Annotated in this window: 22 protein-coding genes; 6 read left to right on the top strand and 16 right to left on the bottom strand. The window is 55.0% G+C overall.

From position 1 onward, the window contains the following. Positions 1-9 precede the first annotated feature (9 nt). The 3 genes from G6Q15_RS05325 to rlmN form a co-directional block, all read right to left on the bottom strand. Positions 10-774, bottom strand: coding sequence for a molybdopterin-dependent oxidoreductase (locus G6Q15_RS05325; RefSeq protein WP_164116414.1), 765 nt, complete (start codon positions 772-774; stop codon positions 10-12). Then, entirely contained in the window at positions 774-1478 is a 705-nt protein-coding gene (locus G6Q15_RS05330; protein WP_164116416.1) for a cytochrome b/b6 domain-containing protein, read from the bottom strand. The genes G6Q15_RS05325 and G6Q15_RS05330 overlap by 1 nt, the downstream gene beginning before the upstream one ends. 109 nt (positions 1479-1587) lie before the next feature. Then, on the bottom strand, positions 1588-2805 hold the full coding sequence (gene rlmN, locus G6Q15_RS05335) for a 23S rRNA (adenine(2503)-C(2))-methyltransferase RlmN (RefSeq protein ID WP_240330757.1): 1218 nt from the start codon (positions 2803-2805) through the stop codon (positions 1588-1590). A 136-nt stretch (positions 2806-2941) separates the two neighbouring features. Between rlmN and G6Q15_RS05340 the strand changes: the two genes are divergently transcribed. Both G6Q15_RS05340 and G6Q15_RS05345 read left to right on the top strand, forming a co-directional pair. Next, positions 2942-3571: a hypothetical protein gene (locus tag G6Q15_RS05340; RefSeq protein ID WP_164116420.1), complete on the top strand. Its 630-nt coding sequence runs from the start codon at positions 2942-2944 to the stop codon at positions 3569-3571. A gap of 47 nt (positions 3572-3618) precedes the next feature. After that, positions 3619-3999: a GFA family protein gene (locus tag G6Q15_RS05345; RefSeq protein WP_164116422.1), complete on the top strand. Its 381-nt coding sequence runs from the start codon at positions 3619-3621 to the stop codon at positions 3997-3999. A 32-nt stretch (positions 4000-4031) separates the two neighbouring features. Here G6Q15_RS05345 and G6Q15_RS05350 read toward each other — a convergent pair whose 3' ends face one another. After that, on the bottom strand, positions 4032-4526 hold the full coding sequence (locus G6Q15_RS05350; RefSeq protein ID WP_164116424.1) for a hypothetical protein: 495 nt from the start codon (positions 4524-4526) through the stop codon (positions 4032-4034). Next, positions 4523-5173 (bottom strand): histidine phosphatase family protein, encoded by a 651-nt coding sequence (locus G6Q15_RS05355; protein ID WP_164116426.1) that lies wholly within the window; start codon positions 5171-5173, stop codon positions 4523-4525. Before G6Q15_RS05355 ends, G6Q15_RS05350 begins: the two co-directional genes overlap by 4 nt. Positions 5174-5448: 275 nt before the next feature. On the opposite strand from G6Q15_RS05355, the gene dnaN reads away from it, so the two are divergent. Then, positions 5449-6570 carry a DNA polymerase III subunit beta gene (gene dnaN / locus G6Q15_RS05360; RefSeq protein ID WP_164116428.1) on the top strand — a complete coding sequence of 374 codons (1122 nt, stop codon included), beginning with the start codon at positions 5449-5451 and terminating at the stop codon, positions 6568-6570. Between the two features lie 32 nt (positions 6571-6602). Here the strand turns inward: dnaN and G6Q15_RS05365 are convergent, their stop codons facing one another. The 8 genes from G6Q15_RS05365 to G6Q15_RS05400 form a co-directional block, all read right to left on the bottom strand. Next, positions 6603-8345: a D-aminoacylase gene (locus tag G6Q15_RS05365; protein WP_164116430.1), complete on the bottom strand. Its 1743-nt coding sequence runs from the start codon at positions 8343-8345 to the stop codon at positions 6603-6605. A gap of 83 nt (positions 8346-8428) precedes the next feature. Then, entirely contained in the window at positions 8429-10453 is a 2025-nt protein-coding gene (locus G6Q15_RS05370; RefSeq protein ID WP_164116431.1) for a pyrroloquinoline quinone-dependent dehydrogenase, read from the bottom strand. Continuing rightward, positions 10450-11763 carry an FAD-dependent oxidoreductase gene (locus G6Q15_RS05375; protein ID WP_164116433.1) on the bottom strand — a complete coding sequence of 438 codons (1314 nt, stop codon included), beginning with the start codon at positions 11761-11763 and terminating at the stop codon, positions 10450-10452. Before G6Q15_RS05375 ends, G6Q15_RS05370 begins: the two co-directional genes overlap by 4 nt. Positions 11764-11862: 99 nt before the next feature. Next, complete coding sequence (locus G6Q15_RS05380; RefSeq protein WP_164116435.1) at positions 11863-12870, bottom strand: YncE family protein; 1008 nt, start codon at positions 12868-12870, stop codon at positions 11863-11865. 88 nt (positions 12871-12958) lie between these two features. After that, positions 12959-13855 carry an alpha/beta fold hydrolase gene (locus G6Q15_RS05385; RefSeq protein WP_240330758.1) on the bottom strand — a complete coding sequence of 299 codons (897 nt, stop codon included), beginning with the start codon at positions 13853-13855 and terminating at the stop codon, positions 12959-12961. Between the two features lie 91 nt (positions 13856-13946). Then, positions 13947-15644 (bottom strand): alpha/beta fold hydrolase, encoded by a 1698-nt coding sequence (locus G6Q15_RS05390; protein WP_164116437.1) that lies wholly within the window; start codon positions 15642-15644, stop codon positions 13947-13949. A gap of 132 nt (positions 15645-15776) precedes the next feature. Then, entirely contained in the window at positions 15777-16169 is a 393-nt protein-coding gene (locus tag G6Q15_RS05395; RefSeq protein ID WP_164116440.1) for an MAPEG family protein, read from the bottom strand. 110 nt (positions 16170-16279) lie between these two features. Further along, positions 16280-18241, bottom strand: coding sequence for a GMC family oxidoreductase (locus tag G6Q15_RS05400; protein ID WP_240330759.1), 1962 nt, complete (start codon positions 18239-18241; stop codon positions 16280-16282). A gap of 244 nt (positions 18242-18485) precedes the next feature. Here G6Q15_RS05400 and G6Q15_RS05405 point away from each other — a divergent pair, with 244 nt between their 5' ends. The 3 genes from G6Q15_RS05405 to G6Q15_RS05415 all read left to right on the top strand — a co-directional run bounded on the left by G6Q15_RS05405 (position 18486) and on the right by G6Q15_RS05415 (position 23318). Next, a complete protein-coding gene (locus G6Q15_RS05405) occupies positions 18486-20474 on the top strand; it encodes a hypothetical protein (RefSeq protein WP_205518091.1) in 1989 nt (662 codons plus the stop codon). A gap of 264 nt (positions 20475-20738) precedes the next feature. Continuing rightward, entirely contained in the window at positions 20739-22544 is a 1806-nt protein-coding gene (lepA, locus tag G6Q15_RS05410) for a translation elongation factor 4 (RefSeq protein WP_164116447.1), read from the top strand. Positions 22545-22571: 27 nt separating this feature from the next. Continuing rightward, the gene (locus G6Q15_RS05415; protein WP_205518092.1) at positions 22572-23318 is read left to right on the top strand and encodes an HNH endonuclease; all 747 of its coding nucleotides are present in this window, start codon (positions 22572-22574) and stop codon (positions 23316-23318) included. Here the strand turns inward: G6Q15_RS05415 and G6Q15_RS05420 are convergent. The 3 genes from G6Q15_RS05420 to G6Q15_RS05430 all read right to left on the bottom strand — a co-directional run bounded on the left by G6Q15_RS05420 (position 23315) and on the right by G6Q15_RS05430 (position 25878). Next, positions 23315-23734, bottom strand: a complete 420-nt coding sequence (locus tag G6Q15_RS05420; RefSeq protein WP_345940288.1) for a very short patch repair endonuclease — start codon at positions 23732-23734, stop codon at positions 23315-23317. The genes G6Q15_RS05415 and G6Q15_RS05420 overlap by 4 nt on opposite strands. Positions 23735-23762: 28 nt before the next feature. Beyond that, positions 23763-25010 carry a DNA (cytosine-5-)-methyltransferase gene (gene dcm, locus G6Q15_RS05425; RefSeq protein ID WP_164116450.1) on the bottom strand — a complete coding sequence of 416 codons (1248 nt, stop codon included), beginning with the start codon at positions 25008-25010 and terminating at the stop codon, positions 23763-23765. A 133-nt stretch (positions 25011-25143) separates the two neighbouring features. Further along, positions 25144-25878: a hypothetical protein gene (locus tag G6Q15_RS05430; RefSeq protein ID WP_164116452.1), complete on the bottom strand. Its 735-nt coding sequence runs from the start codon at positions 25876-25878 to the stop codon at positions 25144-25146. Positions 25879-25889: the final 11 nt, after the last annotated feature.

The following is a 25889-nucleotide window of genomic DNA, read 5'->3' on the forward strand; positions in this document are numbered from 1 at the left end:
CGGCTTCTCCTAAATCCCCGCATACCATGCATAATTACCGACATCTTCCCAATAGCCGCCTTTGCCCCCGTACATATTGCCGAGGCTTTCCACAGCCTCAATCTGCTGCACATATTTGGCGTGCTTGTAACCCAGTTGCCGTTCAACGCGCAGCCGCAATGGTGCGCCATTTTTAACTGGTACTTCCGCGTCATTCAGCCGGTGCGCCATGATAGTCTGCGGGTGATAGGCATCGATCAGGTCGATGCTTTCATAATAGCGCACGCCGGACAACCGGTCGGCACAGTGAAAGACAAGGTAATTGGCGCTTTTTTCCAGCCCCGCCTTATCCAGCAACAGCTTGAGCGGCACTCCGGTCCATTTGCCGATTGCGCTCCATCCTTCGACACAGTCATGCCGGGTTATCTGGGTGCGCTGCGGCATGGCGCGCAGCTGCGCCATGGAAAAAGCCTGTGGGCGTGTGAACAGGCCGGTCAGCTCCAGCCGCCAGTCCGCAAAGCCATTTGCTGCCATGGCATCATATTCTGCCGTGGCGGGGTTGGTGGTACCATTGCCTTGAAAATCGGGCGAGATATCGGCTTCGTCATATTCACGGGCAAGCTGCATTCGGTCGCCCAGCGCGCGTTGCACCGCAAAATTGGCATTTTCTGCGCTGCCCAATATCTTGCGTACAGTCTCGCTTTTGTGAAATTCGCGCCCGCATCCGCTGAGCATGCCGCCGGCCAGTAGCGCGGAAGACGTGAGCAGCGTTCGGCGGGTCAGGTGCCGGGCCATTATATGTGCTCCTCCGGTTCGCGCGTGCCGCCGGTAATCATGTCCCGCACCTGCCGCAGCGGACCGGACAGCAACACCAGGGCGATATGCAGCACAAAGAACGCGAACAGCGCCCATGTCACGATGAAATGAATTGAACGTGCCGACTGACGCCCGCCAAATATATCGAGCAGCCATGGCCAGTTCGCGGCCATGGCGGGCGACATGGTGAGGCCGGTAAATATCATGAGTGGCAACGCCACGAACAGCACCACCGCATAGGTGATTTTCTGCAACACGTTATATGTACCGCCGCCATGGGTAAAGTTTCCGCGCAGGTGCTGCGCAATATCGCTGCGGAGCGTGGACCAGCGCCATTCGTTTCGCGTGATATGCACGTCGCGCTGAAAATGCCGGTTGATAAGCGATACGACCATAAAAACGAGCAGCGACAGGGCGAGCACCCACGCAAAGAAAAAATGCCACATCCGCGCATCGGCCAGGCTGTAATAACCCGGAATGGTCGCCCAGCCGGGAAAGCGCGACAATTGCAACCAGGCCGGATCGCCCCAGCTACCATAGCTGCCCCAGTAAAGCCGCGGATGCGCATTGAAGATATTGAGCCCGCTCATAAACAGGATGATGAGCGCCGCCGCGTTCACCCAGTGCCACAGCCGCGTCATGAGCCGGTGTTTCGGCTCTGCCCTGCTGTGCGGCTGTTTCATGTCGCTATCCATCTTCCCCAGCATAGTGGGCTATTCGGTGATTTCCAGTGGTTGGTTACAGCGGATCAGAAATCATGCAAATGACGAACTGGTTGGCAGGGGCAAATAGTTACCCCGCTGCTTCGGTCTCCAGCCGGTCGCGCTCCGCGCGGCTCAGTTTGGTAGCGGCGGTTTTCAGCTGCCCGCACGCGGCGTCGATATCGCGGCCGCGCGGTGTGCGCACCGGCGCGCTGATACCGGCGTCGAAGATAATCTTGGAAAACGCCTTGATCCGTTCCGGCTCCGAACATTCATACACCGCACCCGGCCATGGATTGAACGGGATCAGGTTGACCTTTGCGGGCAAGCCGTAGCGTTTTATAAGCCGCACCAGTTCGCGCGCGTCCTCATCGCTGTCATTCTTGTCTTTCAGCATCACATATTCGAACGTGATCCGCCGCGCATTATTGGCACCGGGATAGGCGGCGCATGCCTCGAGCAGTTCTTCAATCCCGTATTTCTTGTTAATCGGCACGATTTCGTCGCGGATATCCTTGGTCACAGCATGGAGGGAGACAGCGAGGTTCACGCCAATTTCTTCGCCCGCCTTTTCCATCATCGGCACCACACCGCTGGTCGAAAGCGTGATGCGGCGTTTCGACAGCGACAGGCCTTCACCGTCCATCACCACTGCCATCGCGTCGCGGACATTGTCGAAATTATAAAGCGGCTCGCCCATGCCCATCAGCACGATATTGGTGAGCATGCGGCCGTCGGCGCGATAAGTATCCTCGCTCTCATCCTCGCTCAGATCCATATTGCCGCGCGGCCATTCGCCCAGCGCATCACGAGCCAGCATCACCTGTCCGACAATTTCACCGGGGGTCAGATTACGTACCAGCCGCATCGTGCCAGTGTGGCAAAATGTGCAGTTTAACGTGCAGCCAACCTGGCTGGATATGCACAAAGTGCCGCGGTCCGCATCGGGAATGAAGACCATTTCATAATCCTGGGCGTCCGCCGTGCGCAGCAGCCATTTGCGCGTGCCGTCTTCGGAAATCTGCGCTTCGACCACTTCCGGCCGATCAATCACAAAGCGCGCATCCAGCCACGGCCGCAACGTTTTGGACATATCTGTCATTGCTTCAAAGTCAGAAATGCCGCGATGGTATATCCAGTGGAACACCTGTTTTGAGCGCAGCTTGGCCTGTTTTGCGTCCAGACCCGCCTCGGCAAACAGTTCGCGTATCTGCGCCTTGGCGAGGCCCATCAGGTCCACTCGCCTGTCAGCGCGGGGCGTGACATTACGGGGTACGGGAACAGGGTCGATATGGCCGGGAATCTGCATGAAAGGCATATAGGGGAGGGGGTGGCGAAATGGAAGCGGTGTGTAATGTTGCGCATGAAGACGCGGGGATGCAGAAAAACAAATTTGATGCAGTAAGCCTGTATGCCATAATAATAGCCCGGCAGAGGAGATTGTAATGGATGTATTCGTGAGTGTGGGTACAGGATTGAGCGCTAAGCAGGAAGAATTTGTGAGTCTTGTTGAAGCAAGGCTTAGAGCTGCAGGCTTAAACCCGCATACAATAGGTAGAAACACATTCAGTACTGAAGCGCCATTGAAAGCCGTATCAGAAGTGATGGACAAATGCGCAGGAGCTGTTGTTCTTGCCCTTGAAAGGTATCATTTCCCCAACGGCGTCGAACGACCAGATTCCGACAGGGAGAAAGAGTTAAAAGCAATAAGCTTTCCAACGGCTTGGAATCAGATAGAAGCCGCGATGGCATATAGCCGTAAACTACCGCTTCTGGTTTTGGTTGATGAGAAACTAAAATGTGAGGGGTTACTGGAAAAAGGCAATGATTGGTACGTCCATAGCCTTGATATTTCCGCGGAGTCGTTGAATTCAGCTGCCTTTTCTGGCCTTATGGGAAGTTGGCAAGAACGTCTGTCACTTCTGAATTTGGAAGAAGAAGGTGGCAAGATCCCTAATGACAATTTTGATCCCTCAACGATGACAACAGCAGAATTGGTAGGAGCACTGAAACCAGCCCATCTATGGGCCTTACTGGTTGCTGCAGCGACTGCATTGAGCGGGGCATTTTCATAGGGACAATGTTCGGCAGGTAACAGGTTACGGTACATAGGAGAACAAACATGCCAAAAGGATCATGCCTGTGCGGGGCCATTACCATCAAGGTGGAGGGCGAACTCGCGCCGCCCGATGCGTGTCATTGCTCGCAGTGCCGAAAGCAGTCGGGGCATGTCTGGGCCTCAACCGATGTTCCGGAAGAGCGGCTGACCATCACTGGGGCGGACAATATTACCTGGTATCAGGCGTCCGAAAAGGTGCGCCGCGGGTTTTGCAAAACCTGTGGTTCCTATCTTTTCTGGGACCCAATCCACCATCCACGCACCGCTGTAGCAATGGGCGCGTTTGATACACCAAGTGGTACACAGCTGGAATCGCATATCTATGTCGCGGACAAGGGTGATTATTATGATATCGGCGATGGCCTGCCGCAAAACGCCCAGTAATATGCCAGTGTGAAAATACCTGTGTAAAGATATCAGCGTGTTTTGGCGCATGCCAGCGCGGCGGCATCCATAGCGGTGGCTGCACCGCGAAGCCTATAGTCATCGCGCACCATACGGCCATCTGCGCCGCGGACCAGCACACGCATATTACCGCCTGAGCGCATTGCGGCGGTAATCGCGGCGTCCATGGCTTTGTCCGCCGCCCAGACATCGGCGCCGCCACCGGTCAGGGTGAAATGCTTGTTTCGGATGCGCAGGTCGATTTTCGCGCCTTGTGCCATGTTGCGGCTCAACCGGAAATGCAGTTGCCCGCGCACACCGCGTTTTGGCCAGTATCCTACCGACACATAGGGGGTATAGGCGGCTTTCCCGCGCGACAGCTGCGGCTCCGCAATGGCATAGCAGCGCGGTGCACCCGCATCGCGAAATGCGCCCCAGCTTTCGAATATTCCCAGATTATCTTTTGCAAGCGCGGGGGCGAAAGAAGCCAATATGGCGATAAATGCAAGGAGCAACCGTCTCTTCATGCCCGCTGCCCGCCCTGGCCTTCGATAGTCACCCGCTCTGTGCCATTTTCAATGCACACGACCGACCCTTGGGTCAGGCTGCCTGCGATTGGTGCGCCATAATCGGGATTGCCTGGCAGGCCGCATAATATCCCGCGCAGCACACGGCTGGAAATACCGTGCATGATGACCAACCGGTCAGCGGCATTGTCCTCCAGCGACCCGAGCCAGCCTTTCAGGCGGTCTGCAATCTGCACGTAATTTTCGCCATCGGGAGCGGGGCGTAGCAACATGGTTTCGCGGTCTATAATATCGCCGTAATTTTCCGCGACATACGCGTAATATTTGCCGCCATAGCTGCCCATGCCAATCTCTTTCAGCCGGTCATCACCCCGCGCGCTGTGCCAGTCAAGTTCCAGATGTTCGGCAATAATTGCAAGTGTTTGCAGCGCGCGTCCGGCGCTGGAGACATGCAGTTCGATATCGGGTGTGGCGCCCAGATATGCCCGCAGCTCTTTGCCCATGGTATCGGCCTGCACAAAGCCTGCACGGGTCAGCGGCGTGTGTAGCGCATCACCCTGCAACCGCGCAGCAGCGTTGAAGACTGTTTCACCATGACGGGCAATAAAGAAGCGGCCTTTGACCGGATAGGGGGAAGGAGATGGCATGCTGCCATCTTTTGCGGCCTATGCACCAAATTGCAACAGCGATTGTGGATATAGACCTCTCTTCCTTGGCGGATAGAGGGTTTTGTTGCCACAGTTTCATGATAAAGGTTTTTTCCACAATTAACTCGCCATATCGCGGCTACATGCTTGCCCCGAAAAGCAGAGTTGGTAAGGATGTCCATGCGGGATTCTCTTGATGGGAACGAGCCTGCACACCATATTCATTGTTCGGCGCATGAAATGGCCGGATGAAAGCTTAAGTCTAGGGGATTTCCATGAAGGCGACAATTGAACGCGCGACACTGCTCAAGAGCCTGAGCCATGTGCAGTCGGTTGTGGAACGGCGCAACACCATTCCTATCCTGTCCAACGTCCTGATCGAAGCGGGTGAGGATGGCAGCCTGCGCTTTATGGCGACTGACCTTGACCTGCAGATTGTCGAAACGATGAGCGCATCGGCGGTGGAAACCGCAGGTTCTATTACCGTGTCAGCGCATACATTGTTTGAAATTGCCCGCAAGCTGCCCGAAGGCAGCGAAGTGCTGCTTGATGCGGCGGATGGCAAGATGCTGGTAAAAGCGGGCCGCAGCCGCTTCAGTCTGCCGACCCTGCCGCGCGACGATTTTCCGATGATTGCCGAAGGCGACTTGCCGACCAGTTTTGAACTGCCGGCGGCGGAGCTTGTCAACCTGATCGAAAAAACGCGTTTTGCGATTTCGACCGAGGAAACGCGTTACTATCTCAATGGCATTTTCCTGCACGTCGCCGATGATGACGATCGTGCAGTGCTGAAAGCCGCCGCGACCGACGGCCATCGTCTGGCGCGCGTAACGCTGGACCGACCCGATGGCGCCGACGGCATGCCCGATGTGATCGTGCCGCGCAAATGCGTGGCGGAACTGCACAAGTTGCTGGGTGAGCGGGGCGACAAGAACGTCCTGATTGACCTATCGGCGAGCAAGATCCGCTTCACCATGGGCAGCGCGATCCTGACATCGAAGCTGATCGACGGGACATTCCCCGATTACAGCCGCGTTATTCCGACCGGCAATGACAAGCTGCTCAAGATTGATCCCAAGGCGCTGCAGGCCTCGGTTGACCGTGTCGCCACGATTGCGTCGGAAAAAACCCGCGCGGTTAAAATGGCGCTGGATACCGACAAGATTACATTGTCCGTCACCTCTCCTGAAAATGGCACGGCAGCAGAAGAAGTGTCAGGCGATTACAAGAGTGACGGTTTTGAAATCGGTTTCAACGCCCGCTACCTGCTTGATATCCTGGCCGAAGTCGCAAGCGACAGCGTGGAGCTTCATCTAGCCGATGCCAGCGCACCCACGTTGATCCGCGAAAATGAAAAGTCCGAAGCGCTGTATGTGCTAATGCCTATGCGGGTATAAAAAGGGCACCTCTCCTGTGGGAGAGGTTTACATCACTCCGCCGCCTCTTTCGCTGCCACGCTCTGCGGACCACGGATCAGGCCGCCGGGGCGGGCCTTGGTGACTTCACCGCTGCAGAATGTCACTACGCCTGACTTTACCGTCACGTCATAGCCGCTCGCTTTTTGCAGGAAGCGCTTGCCGCCCGCGGGCAGGTCGAATGCCAGATAGGGCTTTTCAAGGCGCAGGTTCGCATAATCAATCACGTTTATATCGGCGAGATAACCGGGCCTCAAAAGGCCCCGGTCATTCAGGCCATATAGCCGCGCGGTGTCGTGGCATTGGCGCTTTATAGCCAGTGGCATATCTACCGTCCCGCGGTCGCGGTCGCGTGTCCAGTGGCTAAGCAGGAATGTTGGCGCCGCGGCGTCACAGATCGTGCCGCAATGCGCGCCGCCATCGGACAGCGAAACGACAATATCCTCCCGTTCCAGCAGGTCACGGGTGAAATCGAGATTGCCGTCCATGTAGTTCAGGATCGGCAGGTAGATAAGGCCATCACCATTATCTGACATCAGCTGGTCATAGGCATATGCCTGCGGGTCTTTCCCCGCGCCTTGTGCAAAGCCGAAAACGCTTTCCTCGCGGGTGGGTTCATAGGAAAAGTCTTCACCGAGCGGGAACTGCATCGCCCATGCCGCGGTCACCAGCATGAAAAATGCCGCCATATCGGGGGAGGGCGGCGGCAGGTTCTCTTCGGCCAGCAGGATCGCCTTGAATGCCGGATCGGAAAGTTTCGCGTACTGCTCTTTCCAGGGCAGGTTTTCGATTTCCTGCCAGCTCGGTTTCATCATGAAGGGATGCACGGTGCCGCGCCAGTTCATGATAACGCCAATGCCGCGCAGTCCAATCTGCGCCACAATATTCGCGCCATCATCATTGGCGGCTTTGGTCGAGGCCATCTGGTCCTGCCACGACATCTGCTTGACTGGCGATTGCAGCATCGAAAAGCTTACCGGCAGCCCGGTTTCCTTGCTGAGGCGCCCCATCCAGCCAAATTCATCCCATTCGGGCAGCAGGTCGGATGTGAGCTCGAACACGCCATATCCCACGCGGCCCATCGCGCGGCCAAGGCCCACCAGTTCGGGCTCAGTTGCGGTGGTGCCGGGGACCAGCTCACCATCAATTGATTTGTGCAGCACGGTGCGCGATGTCGAAAAGCCGAGCGCGCCCGCGCGCAGGCCCTCCTCAACAATATCCGACATGGCGGCGATATCGTCCTCGGTGGGCTCTTCATTGTCCGCGCCGCGCTGCCCCATCACATAGGCACGCACCGCGCCGTGCGGGACATGGGTGGCGATATCGATGGTGCGCGGCATAGCTTCCAGCGCGTCCATATAATCGGGGAAACTCTCCCAGTTCCAGCTCATCCCTTCGGACAGGGCGGCGCCTGGAATATCCTCCACCCCTTCCATCAGGCCGATCAGCCAGTCATGTTTGTCGGGCTTTGCAGGCGCGAAACCGACGCCGCAATTGCCCATCACCACCGTTGTCACGCCGTGCCAGCTTGACGGAGCCATTTCATCGTCCCAGGTCGCCTGGCCATCATAATGGGTGTGCACATCGACAAAGCCCGGCGTGACAATGCGCCCCGCCGCGTCAATCACCTCGTGCGCCTCACCCAGATCGCTGCCGATCCGGGAGATCAGGTCGCCGTCAATCGCGATATCCGCCTTGTACGGCGCACCCCCGCTGCCATCGACAATCGTCCCGCCGGTAATGATAAGGTCGTGCATCGTGTGTCTCCGGATTTTTTGTTTGGATGGACTATAGCGGCAAGCAGCAGTGTTGTCGAAATACCGTTTGGGCAGGCTTTTAATCAATCCGGCAATGCATAGGCAATGATATGGTCGCCTTGCTTTGTCCCTGATGAACTATGCCCACCTGCGGCTATTACAACATATTGCTTCCCGCCATATTCATATGTCATCGGCGTGGCCTGTCCGCCTGCTGGCAGGCGTCCTTTCCATAGCTCCGCGCCGGTTTCGACATCAAAGGCACGCAGGTAGTTGTCCATTGCCGCACCGATAAAGACAAGCCCCGAGCCGGTAATGACCGGGCCGCCGAAATTGGGTGTACCAAGCGGCAGAGCCAGGCCGCCTGGTGCGAGATCCTGTGTCGTGCCGATCGTTTTGCGCCAGACTATCTCACCGCTCGACAGGTCCACACCGGCAATCACGCCCCATGGCGGGGGTACACATGGCAGGCCAAGCGGTGAAAGAAGCGGCCCCCTCTGCATGGTGTAGGGGGCGTCCTCCATGGGTGCGAATTCCGCGCCATCGGTGATGGAATCTGCTTGATTCTCCATGCCAGTCTGCTTTGTCAGCCTCACAAAACTGGCAATGTTGCTCATGTTAACAACCAGCAGGTTGCGTGTGGGGTCATACGCTGTGCTGCCCCAGTTTGCGCCGCCGCCCGTGAATGGATAGGCAAGTGTGCCCTGCTCGGAAGGTGGTGTGAATAGCCCTTCCTTGCGAAGCGCCCTGATCTGGCCTGCACAAGCCATTTTATCCCACAGGGTGATCCCGAACGCATCGGCCGGGTCCAGACGGCTCGGAACGACAGGCGGTGTGTTCACCGGAAATGGCTGTGTGGGGGAAAGTGTTTCGCCTTCAGCGCCGCCCTGTGGAACCGGGCGTTCCTCAATCGGCAGGAAAGGCTTGCCTGTATCGCGGTCCAGCACAAAAACCAGCCCGGTTTTTGTCACCTGTGCGACGACATCATGCGCCTTGCTATCGCGCCAGACTTCAAACAGGCCGGGTTGGGCAGGCAGGTCATAATCCCACAGATCGTGATGGACTGTCTGGAAATGCCAGGCGACTTCCCCCGTTTCCCCGTTCAGGGCAACCACGGAATTGGCATAGAGATTGTCTCCTACCCGGTCGCCGCCATAGTAATCGGGACTCGCGCTGGATGTGGGAAGGAAGACGAGGCCGCGTTCTTCATCCACAGCGATGGTGGACCAGACATTGGCATGTCCCGCTTCATCGGCAGAATTCCCGGCCCAGGATGCCCGTGCGGGATCATCCACATCGCGGGGTATGGGATCAAAGGTCCATTTCAGCCTTCCGGTCCTGATGTCAAAGGCATGGACAGTGCCGAGCGGCGCCCGGGTACGCAGGTTGTCACCTATTGCGGAACCGGTCACGACCGTGTCGCCGATAATTGCGGGTGCCGATGTGATCTGGAATTCGCCGGGCCAGCGAAGCGGGACGCTGGATTTTATGTGTACTTCACCTTCTTCGCCAAAACCGGTGCATTTCCGGCCCGTTTTGGCGTCAAGGGCAATAAGCCGCGAGTCCACCGTTCCCATCAATATGCGCGTCGAACATGGGGTCGCCGCAGCCTGCTTGCTATCCTTCCAGTAAGAAACACCGCGGCAGGTAAACTGGTTTGCGGGCTTGCCGTCTGTGGGTACGGCAGCATCATAGCGCCATTTTTCCGCCCCTGTTGCCGGATCAAGCGCTATGACTTCATGGAACTGGGTACAGAAAACCAGACTGTCTTCAACAAGGATCGGCGTGGTTTCAAATGCGGCCCGACGGAGCGCGGCTTCGCTGCGCCCTTCAAGGGCCCCTGTCTGGAATGACCATGCCACTTCCAGGTCCTGGACATTATCAGGCGTAATATCCGCTGCCCTGGAATAGCGGTTGCCAAACCCGTCTCCGCCATATGCATCCCATCCATTGCCCAGATGATCCGGTGCGGCACGTACGGTTTCTGCCGTGCCGTCAATATCCAGGTCATCAGCCAGACCCAGAACAGACCATATCGCCGACCCGCCCAGGAAACTGATGGCGATGAACAGGCACAAAAGCAATAATATGAGACGGCGGCGTGTCACATCACCCCCCGTGCCTTGATCATATCCTCGACATCGACGAATTTTTCGCGCGGGGCGCCGTCGCGGGCGCGTCCGATTTCCGCCTGTTCGATATTTTTCCAGTCGCGGAAGGTGACGAGGTCAGTGCCGCGGGATTTTAACAACGCGTCGAGGCCTTCGCGGCCCTGTTTGCCTGCACCATTGCCGATATCTTCGGCGATCATGTCGGCGATTGCATAGCCGTCGGGCCGGTTAGTGCCAATTGTACCCGTCGGCCCACGCCTCGCCCAACCGACGCAGTAGAGGCCGGGCATGATGCGGCCCTCATCGCTCGCAAATCGGCCGCGGCCATGTTCATAGGGAACGCCCTCGATTGGCGGAGTGCGATAGCCGATACAGCTGATCAGCATGTCGCAGGGGATGGTGGTGCGATTGCCGGTACCGTTTGAGCGCATATCGGTATCGAGCTCGGTTTCTTCGACCACCACTGCTTCGACCTTGCCGTCCCCCTGTATCTCCACCGGCATGGCGAAGAAATCAAAGTCGATCTCGACGCTTTTGTCGGCGCGGTATTCTTCGGGGATTGCAGCATAAGCACGCAAATGTGTGACCGACTTGCGCATGCCGGGTTCGAGCATGGCATCATCGCCTTCATCGGGCATGTCATCGGGGTTGATGCGCGGGCAGGCACGTGTCAGCTTGCCCAGTTCGCCCAGTTCCTTGGGTGTCATCGCGATCTGATGAGGCCCGCGCCGGCCGAGCAGGGTGATTTTCTCGACATTGCTGGCTTTGAGTGCCTCAAGTGCGTGGCCGACAATATCACTGCCCGCAAATTCGGTTTCGGTCTTGGCCAGGATGCGCGCGACATCAAGCGCGACATTGCCATTGCCGACTACCACCACGTTTTTCCCGTCGAGTGGCGGATTGAGTTCTGTAAAATCAGGATGGCCGTTATACCAGCCGACGAACGCGGCGCTGCCGATCACGCCGTCAAGCTCGCTGCCTGGTATTTCCAGCGTGCGGTCATTGGGCGCACCGGTGGCGAGGATAACCGCATCATAGAGTTCCTGTAGCTCAGCGATAGAGATATCATCGCCGACGCTGACATTGCCGACAAAGCGGACATTGTCGGTCAGCGCGACTTTCTCATAACGTCGCGACACGTTTTTAATCGATTGATGGTCAGGGGCGACGCCAAAGCGGATCAGGCCGTAAGGGACGGGCAGGCGGTCAATAATGTCGATATGCACATCATCGCCAAAGGCTTTCTGTGCCGCTTCGGCGGTATAATAACCCGCCGGGCCCGACCCGATAATCGCCAGATGCCGCATACACGCTCTCCCCGTCATGTTTTCGGAAGGAATGCTAGCGGCTATTTTGAAAAAGGAAAGGGGGCCTGTGGATTACGCGCGCGCGGGCTATGATACGGTTTACCTGACGGGAATGATCGCGAGGCCATCACCGTCACTGCCTGCATCCAGCAGGCGCACCACTTTACCGCTGACAAAGTCGATTTCCGCGACTTTGTCAGGGCCGGTGAGCGCGGCATAGAGCCGTGTACCATCGCGGGAGAACAGGAGCGTGACCTGCCTGCTGTCCGGGCCTTTCGCAACCGCGATGGTGCGTGCGACCTGACGGTTTTTCACATTGATGACACTCACGCTGCCATCGGCGAGGTTCGATGTGACCATGTGCTGGCCATCCGGGCTGCGTATGATACGCAGTGGGAAGCGGCCGACTTTCACTTCGGCCTTTTTGTCCAGCGTGGCGGCGTCATAAATATAGACCGTATCTGTTTCGCGCGCCGAGGCCCAGACTTCGCTGCCATCGGCTGTTACGGCAATGCCTTCCGCGCCCGCTCCAGCTGGCGCGGTGCGCACAAGGCTGCCTGTCTCAAGGTTCACCATCGAGATCGTTCCGTCACCAAGATTCGCGGTATAGGCATATGCGTAATCCGGCGTGACAGCGACCATATGTCCCGCATCGCCTGTATCAATGCCCGTGATCTGCCGTTTTCCCCCATCATCCGGGGCGGAAATGACGGTGAGTGTCGTGCTGCCTTCGGTCGTGGCGAGGATGCGGCCATCGCTGAGCCAGATAAGGCCGTGCGGGCGGCTGTTCGGGGAGATATCGAGTGTCGATGTGCGTTTGCGCGTGGCGGCATCGTAAAAATCGATACTGCTGCCGCCATAGGCGACCACCGCGACCTGCGTCCCATCGGGTGAAATCGCAATTTCATGCGGCATCGGCCCGCTTGCATCCCGCGCCAGTTCCTTGCCGGATTGCAGGTCGATAAAGCTGACGGTGTTCTCCCCTTTGTTGCCGACCACAAGCATGCCGGAAATATCCATGCGCGGTTCAGGTGGTGAAGCGGCAGAATCGCCTGTGGTGCAGGCGGTGAGGAGAGCGATGGCGATGGGTAGGGAAAGAAGGCGCATAGTGTGGTTTGCTCCGGGTTGTTACAACACTATCACTATATGCCAGAAAACCTCATCCATGGGGAGACAGGCTGTTTAAGTCCCGTAATCACGCGGCCTTTTTGTCTTCGCTCTCATCCCGGTCCAGGAATTCGCGGATGATGGAGAGGGTTTCCTCAACATGGCTGAGCATGAACAGGTGGCCGCCGCCATGGATCATGACAAGTTCGCTGTCAGGGATCAGGCTGCTCAGGATTTTGCCATTGGCGGGCACGACGATCTGGTCATCATCGCCCATCATGATCAGCGTTGGCTTCTTCATGAAAGGCAGGAACGGCGCGCTTGTCCAGCCCAGCATGGCTAGCAGCTGATAGAAATAACCGCGTTTGGACGGCGGCGTGATGCGCGAGACATGACCGTCCTTGCCTTTGTGTGAACCGCCGTAAAGCGTTTCAAAATGCTTTTCCATGTAATTGGGGTCGATATAGCGGCGCGGGTCGGCCATTTTGCTTAAAGCCTTGGGATTTCCGGGCACCATGAACATGCCCGCCGTGGTGGCGATCAGGATGAGTTTATTCACGCGGCCGGGGTGCTGAAGCGCAAAATGCTGCGCCATCGCGCCGCCCCAGCTGACACCTACCACATCGGCTTTTTCGACTCCGAACCGGTCCAGCAGTACATCGGTAATGCGCGCCATGATGATGGCGTTATAGGGGATGACAGGATCGGGTGAGCCGCCGGTGCCGGGCATGTCGAACATGATGAAGGGCCGCTCGGACAATGCTTCGGCAAAGGGTGTGACCGCTTCCATATTAGCACCAATGCCATTGAAAAACAGGATCGGTAAATGGCCTTCGGGGTTTTCACCGGGGCGGCAACGCCAGCGCGCTACCCTGAGTGTGCGGCCATCGACTGTTTCCATGGTGACCTGCAACGGATCGGGTTTCTTGGCCCTGGATTTGGTTTTAGGCTTGCTTTTACGCGGTGCGGCTTTTTTGGCGGCCATAATTTCCCTGTTGATCTGTTTCTATTTAAGCGAATGGTTAACAGGTAATTGGCCGATGTCAAAAGGGGATGTGGAAAAAGCGGAGGGAGCGCTAAACCTCTTCCGCCACATATGTGCCAGGCGCCTTTTCCATCGGCTTGTGTTTTTTGCTGCCCGTTGATTTCGGCGCGGCAACTTTCTTGCCAGAACGTTTCTGAATCCATTCCATCCAGTAAGGCCACCAGCTGCCGGCGACTTCCTCTGTGCTTTCCAGCCAGTCATCAACCTTGGCAGGCGTATGGTTCGCCTTTTTCGATTTGAAATATTTCGCTTTCGGGTTCCCCGGAGGGTTCAGGATCGCCTGCATATGCCCTGATTGCGACAGCACATATTCAATGTTCTTCGATCCAAATAGCTGTGTTGAGCGATATGTCGCGCGCCACGGCGTAATATGGTCAGTCACGCCGCCCAGGATGAACAGGTCATTCTTCACTTTGGAAATGTCGACCTTATGGTCCACTATCTCGACCTGGCCGTGGTTCACGAAAGCCAGCGTTTCATAAATATTCAGGAAATCGCCCATTAGCGCTGCCGAGAGGTTGGTGGCATCCGCATTCCAGTACAGCACATCAAATGCCGGTGGATCCTGCCCCAGCAGGTAGTTGTTGATGACATAGTTCCAGATCAGGTCATTGGGGCGCAGCCATGCAAAGGACCGAGCCAGCGATGTTGCCTCGATAATCCCTTTTTTCGCGGCGCGCTGCTTGGCGAGTTCCAGCCCGTTTTCGCTGACCAGCGACCCTGCCTCAATATCATTCTGTTTCGGATGCAGTACGCAGACCATGATGGTCGCCGCATTAATGCGGTCGTCTTTTTCCGCCTCCATTTTAGATAGCAGCATAGACAGTGTCTGTCCGCCCGAACAGCCGCCCGATACATTCACTTTTTTGCTGCCGGTGATTTCGCAGATCACGTCAATCGCTTCACGGCAGCATGCGATATAGTCCGCCATGTCCCAGTGACCCTGCTCCTTGGACGGATTACGCCAGCTGATGACGAAAGTCTGGATGCCGTTATCGACCTGCCATTTGACGATGCTCTTTTCGGGGCTGAGATCGTTGATATACATTTTGTTGATCTGCGGCGGGATAGTAAGCTGCGGAATCTCATGCACCTTGTCGGTGGTGGGCGCATACTGCACCAGTTCCATCATTTCATTGCGGAATACGACATTGCCCGGTGAAATGGCGATATTTTCGCCCAGCTTGAACGGTTTCTTGTCCACCTGGGACACCATGCCGTCATTATACATCATGTCATTATAGGCGTTTTTCAGGCCCTTCACGAGTGACAGCCCGCCTGAGTTGATCGCCATTTTCTGTGCGCTCGGGTTGCCGATAAATGTGTTGGTGGGGCTGAGTGAATCCAGCACGATATTGGAAATGAAATTTGCGCGGTCCTTTTCCAGAGCGTCAAGCTCCAGCTCTTCAATCCAGTTGTGCACGCCTTTTTGCACCGCGAGATAATATTGCGCACCGGCTTTGTAGAAGGGATTGTACTGCCATGCCGCATCCATGAAACGCTTGTCCTTCGGGTCAGGCGCAAGGTCCGATTTACCGGTCATGATTTTCACAACATCTTCTGAAAAACTTCGCGCATGCCGCATGGTGCGCGCAGGATCGCTCGCAGTTTCGCGTAGCAATACACCAATCGCACCCACAAAATCTTCACGGGCAAGTCCCACCAGCGGCCCCAGCGCCATAGTGGATTCCGCCGCTTCATTTTCCAGCTTGGATGTGTTTTTGGACATGTATCTCTCCCCGCGCGATTGTCATCACAGTTTCATCAGCCAGTTAACATGCCACGTTTACCGTGCGCTATCAATCGGTGATTGGTAATTGGCTATTGGCAATTGATGATCGGGGGAGAGGTTACCCTGCTCCTAGTTCACAACTTCCCAGAACAGCCCGATTGTCGCGATCAACCCGACCAGAAAGGCGAGCGTGCGAAGGTAGGGAATGCCGGTCCAGTAGATAACTGCATGTGCTACCCGTGCCCAGAAAAACAGCATGGTCCAGAAGGCGGTCATTGCATTGAACTGTCCGGTAACGGCGAGGATCAGGACAAACACCGCAAAAGGGGCAAGTGTTTCGACTGCATTGATATGCGCGCGGTTGGCACGTTTGGCCCAGTTTGGCAGTTCGGGCAGTGTCGGATCGGCAAACCGTTCGGGCATGGGCTTGGGATGATTGGAAGCAAGCCCGATAATATACGGAATCCACAGCAATGCCGTCAGCAGTGCGGTATAAGCGAGATAAGTAAGTTCAGTAGTCATTTCATTTTCCCTCCCAATGCATCATTCTGGCCTACAGCCATGCCATGTTTTGCTCATGTTGCCAATGGAGACGGCGAAAGGGAAAAGACAGGCTTGCGCTGCTATTACGTTTAACCGAAAATCGCTTTTCCGTGCGTGGCGCGGTGGGACATGGCCATGGTGGTGAGCTGCGCGTTGACGCGGATGCAGCTGGGAAAGACACTGGCGTCGCACACATAGACATTGTCGGTGCCATGGACGCGGTGGTCGAGGTCGATCACGCCCTTGTCCGGGTCGGCATTGATGGCATTGCCGCCCTGCGGGTGCGAGCTGGAGAGCACCACATCGTCAGGTTCTACGATTGCGCGCGCGTAAAAATCGTCAATATCCGCATCACGCATACCGGCATGCAGGGTCTGTCCGACCAGCAGCGCGGGATAGACTTCCAGCGCCCCGTTTGCAAAATGCACCTTGGTAAGCGTGGCCAGTGCGCTTCTCAGCACGTCCAGTTCAGCATCACCCAGTTCGAAGCGCAGCTTGCCCCTTTTGATGCGGCCCAGCCTGTCGGCGGGAAACAGCACGCCGGCGGAAGCCAGCTTGTTGTAATTCAGCATGCGGTCGAAATGGTCCTCAAACCAGCCGGGAACCAACGTGGCCATGCTCATGGGCGGCTGGAAATGGCTTTCGATCAGGAAATCGGCACGATCGACATAGGTCGCCATCTGGTCTTCGTCCCAGGCGCGCACGTTATAGGGCATCAGCGCGGGAACAGGGCAGGCGATATTGAGCGACATGCCGTGTCCGGAATGCTTGAGGCCGCTTTCACGCAGGATATTGCTGGATGCGATCGCGCCCGCCGCCACGACCACGCCTTTGGTGGCGTGGATGGTCTGTTTGCGTCCGCCATTGACGCTGAGTTCCACGCCAGTGGCGCGTGCACGGTGATGGTCCTGCCACAAAATGCGCGACACGCTGGCATCGGCAAGGATGCGTGCGCCATGGCCTGTTGCGATGGTCAGGTAACTTTCGGGCATGGCATTCTTGCGCCCATAGGGACAGCCGGTGTTGCAATATCCGCACGACACACACTTGTTGCCGGGGGCGTCGGATCGCCAGTTCTTTTTGAACCACATGGCGGGCGCTGCACTATCCAGCGGATTGGATGAAGCCGCAGCGTAGCTGTGCCAGGCACCCAGCAGATGATGGCCATTATGGCGACCCATACGCGTATCAAGCGGCGCGACGCCCAATGTGCCCTCCACATCCGCATAGGCCGATGTGAGTTCGCTTTCCGGGACCGGTGCGCCCAGTGCGGCCCAGTTGGCGAGCACGTCACTGGCCTCCTCATGTATCATCCCGGCCTGTTTCACGCGCAGGCAGATGCCGTTGTTTATGACAGTCGATCCGCCCACAACCTGTCCCTGGAATACGACAATATCGCGGTTGCGGCTGGTCTGGACAGCACCATCCTTGAACAGCCGCGCGGTCATCCGCGATTCTTCCAGGCTGATGCGTGACGAGGGATAATGGCTGCCGGCTTCGATGATGAGTACCTCATATCCCTGCCGGGCAAGGTTTGCCGCCGCGACAGCGCCGCCCGCGCCGGAACCGATGACTATGACTTCGGCCGTATCGGGCAGGGCGCCTTCGGGAACGAAAACATGGCCGGGCAGGTCCTTGTCGGTTCGCTCTTCAACAGGCAAGTCGTCGCTCTCATCCCGGACCCGGTGGCCCGGCAGCGTGTAGCCGAGCGAGTCCAGCACAGGGTTGCCCACATTGTCATCTTCCGATGCGCCCTGCCAATGGCCATAATAGCCGGCATAGATAATCCCGCGCAGCCGGGCGATATCCTGGAACAGGTCGATCCGGGTCTTTTGCAGCCGCCGCTCAACCCGCCGCCGCCTGAAAGCGTGCGAACCCCACAGGAAAAACGGCCCGCCGAGCAGGATCATGATGGCATAAAGCGACAATCCGATTTCGCGCGTTTTCGCCCGGTTCACCGGTACGAACTGCCGCTGGATGTTTTCCACGACCTGGTCGGGTGAAATCACCATCCGGCTTTCATCAAACAATGTGATTGTGAGCGTACGCATTATGCGCGCCTGAAACCTGTCAAAAGGATATTGCATGGCCCCTGTCCCCGTTTACCCCTCGTTTTACATGGAATTACATGTAGCAGGGCAGGCTGGTGGGGAATTGGATGGAATTGACAGGATGTTTGGGGTGTGCACGCATTTTGTAAACTAGTGGCCTAAAAAACTTTCCTACATGAAACAAAACATGAACAATTAGTGTGTCGATTCAAAATTTCTTGAATCAATTTTAAAGGAAAGAACCATGGAACATTGCTATCCAACACTAGCCGCACTTGCCAGTGCTGGCGATACCGCAGACAATCTAGATTGTGGGTACCTAACAGAAGCAGGCCGAGAGGGTGAATTTGTATATTTAACAGCCGATCTATCGAGTGAGGTAGCGGCAGATACAGAAAAAGGAATATTTGTGGCCAAAGATTCCGTGCAAGACGGTGCATCCGGTGCATGGGTACGCAAATATGACAGGCTGAAAATCGAAATGTTCGGTGGAAAAGCGGATAGTTCGCTTTCGGTTTCCGGCACAGATAACCAACCCAAAATTCAGGCAGCACTCGATTTATTGCATTTCCTTGGCGGTGGAGAACTATGGTTTGAAGATGAAAGCAATATCTATGGTGTAAACAGCCCTTTTCTCATGCGTTCTCATATACATATCTGCGGCCATGGCCACATCCGAAATATGTTGACTACGCAGGCGGCAAGCGGTTCGACATGCTGTTTTTTGATGGGTAATTACTCAGGAGCGGACACTCATTCCATTTTCGCCGAACCTTCATCCGCTTTCATTGATATTGAGGATATGCCAGTTGGAAACAGTAACGTTACGTTGTCAAATGCTGGGGACGCTTCAAAAATTTCTGTAGGCGATGTTGTCATATTGATGTCTGAAGGCACGTGGTTGACTGGCAGCGGCACCAACCGGAAAAGAGCAGACTATCTTAACACGCGCGAAGTGGTTGGCATTTCCGGAAATGAACTAACCCTCCACCGGCCGACCACTATGCCCTTTGATGGCACTGCAAAGCTTTTGGTGCCCAGTGGTACTGTTACCGACCCAGTTGGTAACAAGGCGGGTTTTGTGAAGCGTTCATCCATCAAGGGTCTCACATTTTCCCACCGGCCCAACAATTCGAACCGGGGGATTATGGCATTTGGTGCTGCTTTCCAGTGTGAGTTGGATATCCGAACCGGCCCTGACACTGCTTCGATGTTGATCTCCAACCTCTTTGTGGAAAGCCATTTCAAGTGCAGGGGAACGGTAACGCGCAAGGTTATAGACGCTGCCTATGGCTGTGAAGACTATAGTGTCGATATTGTTGCGGATAAGGTCACGAATGATCCGATTGCGGCAGTGCTTGTCGGCGAGAGGTCAATGGGCGGTTACGGCCGTATAGCCGTCAATAACCCGTTCCAGACAACAGGCCAGACAATGAGCTTGTCAGATGGTATTAATCATTGCTTTGAGATTGATCTGAACAGCCCGAACTGTAATGGCATCGTAATTGGTGGAACACCCTACCACTATCCGAGTGGCAACCGGATAACAGGGCAAATTAGGTGCCGAGCAAATTATCACGTCCATGTGGCCGATGAAGGCGGGCAAATTGCCGAAATGAATGACATTGAAGTCCGGACGCTGGAAACACCCATTGTAGCGCCTGCTTTTGCGTCTAATACTGTTCGCGACGTTCCGGTAAAAGTCAGGGTCATTGGTAATAACGTACCTGTACAGAAACGAAAGCATGTAACAAGTAACTTGCAATTGCGCAGCATTGATGGGCCCCAACCGATAGGCCGTGTCGAAAAATATGCAGAATTGGATGACGATAGTGACACACTGATTTTGTTTCACGAAACATTATTTCCCACACACGCGCTGGAAGTGGGGCAGTCCGTGAAAGTAAGGCAGAAATTCGAATACACAACTCCAGCTACTGGCAATCGCTATTTTCGGATATATCAAGGCAGCACCAATCTGGGGCAGATAGATCTTCCGGCCAGTCAGACAGGCCAGCTATTTTACCTCGATGCAGAAATGATCCTGACGTCTTCTAATGAACAGCTTTGGCTGATTTCATATGATGATTCTGTGAATGGAGTGCAGAAGATGCGCGTTGTCACGGTGGAGGATTTTGCACCGGTCGCAAATCGTTTTATCCGCTTGCGCCATCGCTTTGCATCTGGCGGAAGTGCACGGGGCAAGATAAGCATTGTGCATATTACTGATTAATTACTTGAATTTATCGGCCTGGCACCCACGCACGTAGTGTTAAGGTGTCAGGCCATTTTTCTCGAACTATGTTGCACCAAAAGTCATTGTAAGTTTGTGCGGCGTATTTGTGTCTAGACGCTGTTGCTGCTTCCCAAACTCACGAGGGGTCAGAGTTAAAGTCCGTAAATTTATGTTGGCGGATGACATATGCAGTAATAAAACTCTGACCAGAGAAGAACACACTTATTGCCGCGGCGCGATCAAGCGGATAGAGAGCGTCCCATGACCGACCTTTCCAAAATCCGTAATTTTTCGATTATCGCGCATATCGACCATGGCAAATCGACACTCGCCGACCGGCTGATCCAGCATACCGGCGGGCTGACCGAGCGTGAGATGAGCGAGCAGGTACTCGACAATATGGATATCGAAAAAGAACGCGGCATCACCATCAAGGCGCAGACGGTGCGGCTGAATTACACCGCCAAGGATGGCGAGACGTACGAACTTAGCCTGATGGACACACCGGGCCATGTCGACTTCGCCTATGAAGTGTCGCGCTCGCTCGCCGCGTGCGAAGGCGCTCTGCTGGTGGTTGATGCGGCACAGGGCGTGGAAGCGCAGACGCTTGCCAATGTTTACCAGTCGATCGAGCATGACCATGAAATCCTGCCGGTCATCAACAAGATTGACCTGCCGGCTGCCGAACCTGACATGGTCAAGCAGGAGATTGAGGATATTATCGGCCTGCCCGCCGATGATGCCGTGCTGGCATCGGCCAAGGCTGGCATAGGCATTGAGGATATACTTGAGCAGATTGTGCAGAAAATCCCCGCGCCCGGCGGCGACCGCGACGCACCGCTCAAAGCGATGCTGGTTGACAGCTGGTACGACCCGTATCTGGGCGTCGTCATCCTGGTCCGCGTGATTGACGGTGTGTTGAAAAAAGGCCTGAATATCAAGTTTATGCAGCAAGGATCACAGCATCTGGTCGACCGGGTCGGCTGTATGCGCCCGAAAATCGAGCACCTGCCCGAGCTTGGCCCCGGTGAAATCGGCTTTATCACTGCGCAAATCAAGGAAGTGTCGCAGACCGCCGTGGGTGATACCATCACCACCGTCAAGGGTGGCGCGGCCGAGCCGCTGGAAGGGTTCAAGGAAGTGCAGTCGGTGGTGTTTTGCGGGCTGTTTCCCGTCGATGCCGCGGATTTCGAGAAACTGCGCGAAAGCATTGGCAAACTGCGGCTGAACGACGCCAGTTTCACGTTTGAAATGGAAACCAGTGCCGCGTTGGGGCAGGGGTTCCGCTGTGGTTTCCTCGGCCTGCTCCACCTTGAAATTATTCAGGAACGGCTGTCACGCGAATATGACCTCGACCTGATTACCACTGCGCCATCTGTGGTGTACCGGATGCTGCTCAATGACGGGAGCGAGCAATTCCTGCACAATCCCGCCGACATGCCCGATATCATGAAGATTGCGCAGATTGACGAGCCATGGATCAAGGCGACTATATACTGCCCCGACGATTATCTGGGCGCGATCCTGAAACTGTGTCAGGACCGGCGCGGGATACAGGTGGATCTCACCTATGTGGGTGGCCGCGCGCAGCTCACCTATGAACTGCCGCTCAACGAGGTGGTGTTCGATTTTTATGACCGCCTCAAATCGATCAGCCGCGGCTATGCGAGCTTTGATTATGAACAGATCGGCCTGCGCGAGGGCAATCTCGTCAAAATGAACATCATGGTGAACAGCGAACCGGTCGATGCATTGTCGATGATCGTCCACCGCGACGCCGCCGAGGCGCGCGGGCGGCATATGTGCGAACGTCTGAAAGACCTGATCCCCCGCCACCTGTTCAAAATTCCCGTGCAGGCTGCGATCGGCGGCAAGATCATCGCCCGCGAAACCATCGCGGCGATGCGCAAGGACGTCACCGCAAAATGCTATGGCGGCGACATATCACGCAAGAAAAAACTGCTCGACAAGCAGAAAAAGGGCAAAAAGAAAATGCGCGAATACGGCAATGTGTCCATCCCGCAAGAAGCGTTTATCGCCGCACTAAGGATGGGGGACGAGGGGTAGTTGATTCGTCAATTTGGGGTAGGAACGATGATAAAATTCGCTGAAGACTTGTTCGACAATATCGGCATCAAAGAAGTCGGCAAGACCGATAAGGATAAAAGTGCATTTGTTCTGAATGAAGACCAGAAGGATGTGATGACGGCGGCCGGTTTTGAACCAGGGAAAGGCGGTGAAAATGCATTATTGTTATCTCTGGATGCGCCATATGATCCTGACGGCCTCAAGTTAGAAATTTCATACTATAATTCTATTCGGCAGGACCCAAAACGAAGTCCTGAAACCAGAATGGGGCGAGACATTGTTCACTGGATGAATCAAGGTGATCTTATTGCGATAGCTAATATTGGCGATAAGCTTTTCACATGGAAAGTTCAGGAAGCAGAAATAATGCTGAATGAATTAGGCAACAATGTAGCTACTGAAGCAAACCAAACTGATTTGTTGGCTAAAGCCAGAAAGAGCAAAGGCAAGCCGCCAAAGCAAGATAGAATAGTTAGCGATTTTCTTAGAAATGCTTCTGTAGTAGCGGGTGTCCTGAGTCGTGCTGAAGAAGAGTGTGAAATGCCAGGATGCAAGGTAGAATTGTTCAAACGAAAAGATGGCAGCACTTTTTTAGAAGTACATCACATCACTCCCTTGGCCGAAGAAGGAGAGGATTCGATGATAAACGCAGCGGCGCTTTGCCCGATGTGCCATAGAGAACTGCATTTTGGTGCCCAACGTCTAGAAAAGCGAGAAGTTCTTCGAAGAGCTATTGTGGAGAAAGAGAATTAAAGTTCAGAAGTCATTGTGAACCTATGGGCATCGGAGCGGAGCCAGTCTGCAATTGACCGCATACAACTTTCGAGGCTTAGTCTTTTTTTGCCTTTTAGAGAGCACTCCCAAATTTTGCATATTCTCCAGTGTTGTATCAAAAGTTCGTTTTCGATTTCATAATCTCTAGATTTATTTCCTATGATTTTTGATTTCCAGAACTCGGTCCTAGTTTTCGGCCACTTGAACAGATGGCAATCATGTCCGTGCCAAAAACATCCATGAACAAAAATTACAGCCCGGTATTTCGGAAAGACCATATCAGGTTTCCCAGGCAACCTTTTGTCATGAAGCACATATCTGAAACCGCGTCTGTGCAGTCCTTTGCGGATGATCATTTCCGGTTTTGTGTCCTTGGCCCTGATATTCCGCATCATACGGCTGCGGACTTCGGGAGAGACGATATCAGCCAATGACTGCTTCCAGAACAGGTTTGCTCACGCTGTTAACTGATGATTTTTGATTGTTTGTCAGTGCCGTGCCAATATACGGCTTCATGGCGTTGGCGAGGAATTCCACTACCGGCACAACAACCGCATTGCCGAACTGGCGATAGGCTTGGGTGTCCGAAACGGGGATATGCCATTTCCGGCCATCACGCTCAAAGCCCATCAGGCGGGCGCATTCCTGTGGCGTAAGCCGCCTTGGACGTTTTCCAGGCTGAGCGATCAGTATTTCTGAGCCATCCTTGTAATATCTGGCAGACAGGGTTCTGGCAATGTCATCGGGGCCTGCAAGGCCGTAGCCGAAACCGTTTCCTTTTGCAGCGTGCTTCGCCTTGTAATCCTGAAGATACTGCCAGAGTTTGGGTGTCAGGGTATATTTCGGGTCAACGTCTTCGTTGCGGTCAAGTATGCTCCGCAGCCTTGGTCCTTCATCAATGGCAGGTAGTTCGAGGGTTTTCAGGTTAAACTCCGTTTTCTCCCTGAAACCGACTATGAAAACACGCTCGCGCTTTTGCGGAACCCATGGCGCAGAACTGATTACCCGGTGTTGTACATGATAGCCAAGTTCGTTTTCCAGTACATTCAGGATTGTCCTGAATGTACGTCCGCCATCATGACGCTCAAGATTTTTTACATTTTCCAGAACAAATGCTGCGGGTCTGTGGTGCTCGATTATTTTCGCAGTATCGAAAAAGAGCGTACCCTGTGTGTCGCACAGAAAGCCATGTGGACGACCCAGAGCATTTTTCTTCGAAACACCTGCGATGGAAAAAGGCTGACAGGGGAAACCGGCCAGAAGAATGTCATGTTCGGGTACAAGGTCAGGATTGTCCGAGAACTCCCTGATATCGCCAGCAACGGGATGATTGTCCCTGAAATTGTAGCGATAGGTTTCTTGAGAAAACCTGTCCCATTCAGAGGTAAAAACACAATGCCCGCCTATTCCCTGAAAACCTATTCTCAGACCGCCAATTCCTGCAAACAGATCAATGAAACGGAATGCAATTTTATCTTTCGAGTTCATCGCTGGCTTCTCGGTGGAAAATTGGGCCATGATTTCAAGTGTCCTGTAAACGGGTGGTTTGGGTTTGGTAGAACCTCGTTCCCAGCGATATACGGTACTTGTTGAGTAGCCAAGCTCCCTGGCTGCTTCCTCCACAGTCATTCCTGCAGATTGCCTCAGTTCAGAAAAAGAAAGCCTTGCCATTTTTACCGCCAATCGCTGTGTCGATTTTTGGCGGTATGACAAAATTCCACCCAGAGTACAAGAACAAAAAGTGAATCTTTGCGTGCTTAGCTCGCGATTCCTGTTCCAGGATTTATCCTGAAAACCCCACCCCCTATTTCTGTGGGCAGTAGTATGTCAGGATTTCGCCGATAATATCGGGTTCGACCTCGCCGAATAGCGGGACGTTTGAGCGGGTGGCCGCCGGTGTGCGCGGGCCTGGCGGGCAGGGGCGCACGCTATCCACCGCGTTGCCGCCAACATGGCGCATCTGGCGCGGGAATATCTTGCGTACAGGCACTTCTTTCCAGTTGATGACGCCGCAGATATAATCGATCGTTTCATTGTCCGATGACAGCGGCAGCAGGATGCTGCGGTACAGCACCTTTTTGTCCTGGTAATTCACGAATTCCGCTTCGAAGCCTACCGGGGCCTGGCTGGCGATAATCTGCATGTAATGGTGGTTGATGTGTGACAGCACTGATGGATAGGGAATATCGTGCAGGCTGCGGATATCACGCTCTATGCTGCATTGCGTGGCCAGCGCCTCACCCACATATTCAATTGCCGGATTGTCCAGCCCGGCCCCGAAATTGAGCAGGATCGAGTTGCTCTTGAAATCGGGCAACGCGTCAAAGTCAATATCGCGGATCGACGGGAAATTCTTGTCGCTCAGCATCGAGGTCCAGTAATTATAAGCCTGTAGCCGCAGCCGCCTTTCACCATCTGGCGCTGCGCCGGGCTGCGCACCGTCTTCGGTATAGTCACCGCCCATATACTCATCCATGGCGAAATCGTGCAGGCTTTCCAGCTCCACGCCGCGTTCGATTTTTGCGCTGTTATCCATCATGTCCCCCGGAA

Source organism: Sphingorhabdus sp. Alg239-R122 (genome assembly GCF_900537065.1).
Classification (GTDB): Bacteria; Pseudomonadota; Alphaproteobacteria; order Sphingomonadales; family Sphingomonadaceae; genus Alg239-R122.

What these genes read in the sequence shown, in the direction of transcription:
- G6Q15_RS05325 (WP_164116414.1), bottom strand. Translation starts at nt 774, where the DNA reads ATGGCCCGGCACCTGACCCGCCGAACGCTGCTCACGTCTTCCGCGCTA.
- G6Q15_RS05330 (WP_164116416.1), bottom strand. Translation starts at nt 1,478, where the DNA reads ATGAAACAGCCGCACAGCAGGGCAGAGCCGAAACACCGGCTCATGACG.
- rlmN (WP_240330757.1), bottom strand. Translation starts at nt 2,805, where the DNA reads ATGCAGATTCCCGGCCATATCGACCCTGTTCCCGTACCCCGTAATGTC.
- G6Q15_RS05340 (WP_164116420.1), top strand. Translation starts at nt 2,942, where the DNA reads ATGGATGTATTCGTGAGTGTGGGTACAGGATTGAGCGCTAAGCAGGAA.
- G6Q15_RS05345 (WP_164116422.1), top strand. Translation starts at nt 3,619, where the DNA reads ATGCCAAAAGGATCATGCCTGTGCGGGGCCATTACCATCAAGGTGGAG.
- G6Q15_RS05350 (WP_164116424.1), bottom strand. Translation starts at nt 4,526, where the DNA reads ATGAAGAGACGGTTGCTCCTTGCATTTATCGCCATATTGGCTTCTTTC.
- G6Q15_RS05355 (WP_164116426.1), bottom strand. Translation starts at nt 5,173, where the DNA reads ATGCCATCTCCTTCCCCCTATCCGGTCAAAGGCCGCTTCTTTATTGCC.
- dnaN (WP_164116428.1), top strand. Translation starts at nt 5,449, where the DNA reads ATGAAGGCGACAATTGAACGCGCGACACTGCTCAAGAGCCTGAGCCAT.
- G6Q15_RS05365 (WP_164116430.1), bottom strand. Translation starts at nt 8,345, where the DNA reads ATGCACGACCTTATCATTACCGGCGGGACGATTGTCGATGGCAGCGGG.
- G6Q15_RS05375 (WP_164116433.1), bottom strand. Translation starts at nt 11,763, where the DNA reads ATGCGGCATCTGGCGATTATCGGGTCGGGCCCGGCGGGTTATTATACC.
- G6Q15_RS05380 (WP_164116435.1), bottom strand. Translation starts at nt 12,870, where the DNA reads ATGCGCCTTCTTTCCCTACCCATCGCCATCGCTCTCCTCACCGCCTGC.
- G6Q15_RS05385 (WP_240330758.1), bottom strand. Translation starts at nt 13,855, where the DNA reads ATGGCCGCCAAAAAAGCCGCACCGCGTAAAAGCAAGCCTAAAACCAAA.
- G6Q15_RS05390 (WP_164116437.1), bottom strand. Translation starts at nt 15,644, where the DNA reads ATGTCCAAAAACACATCCAAGCTGGAAAATGAAGCGGCGGAATCCACT.
- G6Q15_RS05395 (WP_164116440.1), bottom strand. Translation starts at nt 16,169, where the DNA reads ATGACTACTGAACTTACTTATCTCGCTTATACCGCACTGCTGACGGCA.
- G6Q15_RS05400 (WP_240330759.1), bottom strand. Translation starts at nt 18,241, where the DNA reads ATGCGTACGCTCACAATCACATTGTTTGATGAAAGCCGGATGGTGATT.
- G6Q15_RS05405 (WP_205518091.1), top strand. Translation starts at nt 18,486, where the DNA reads ATGGAACATTGCTATCCAACACTAGCCGCACTTGCCAGTGCTGGCGAT.
- lepA (WP_164116447.1), top strand. Translation starts at nt 20,739, where the DNA reads ATGACCGACCTTTCCAAAATCCGTAATTTTTCGATTATCGCGCATATC.
- G6Q15_RS05415 (WP_205518092.1), top strand. Translation starts at nt 22,572, where the DNA reads ATGATAAAATTCGCTGAAGACTTGTTCGACAATATCGGCATCAAAGAA.
- G6Q15_RS05420 (WP_345940288.1), bottom strand. Translation starts at nt 23,734, where the DNA reads ATGATGCGGAATATCAGGGCCAAGGACACAAAACCGGAAATGATCATC.
- dcm (WP_164116450.1), bottom strand. Translation starts at nt 25,010, where the DNA reads ATGGCAAGGCTTTCTTTTTCTGAACTGAGGCAATCTGCAGGAATGACT.
- G6Q15_RS05430 (WP_164116452.1), bottom strand. Translation starts at nt 25,878, where the DNA reads ATGATGGATAACAGCGCAAAAATCGAACGCGGCGTGGAGCTGGAAAGC.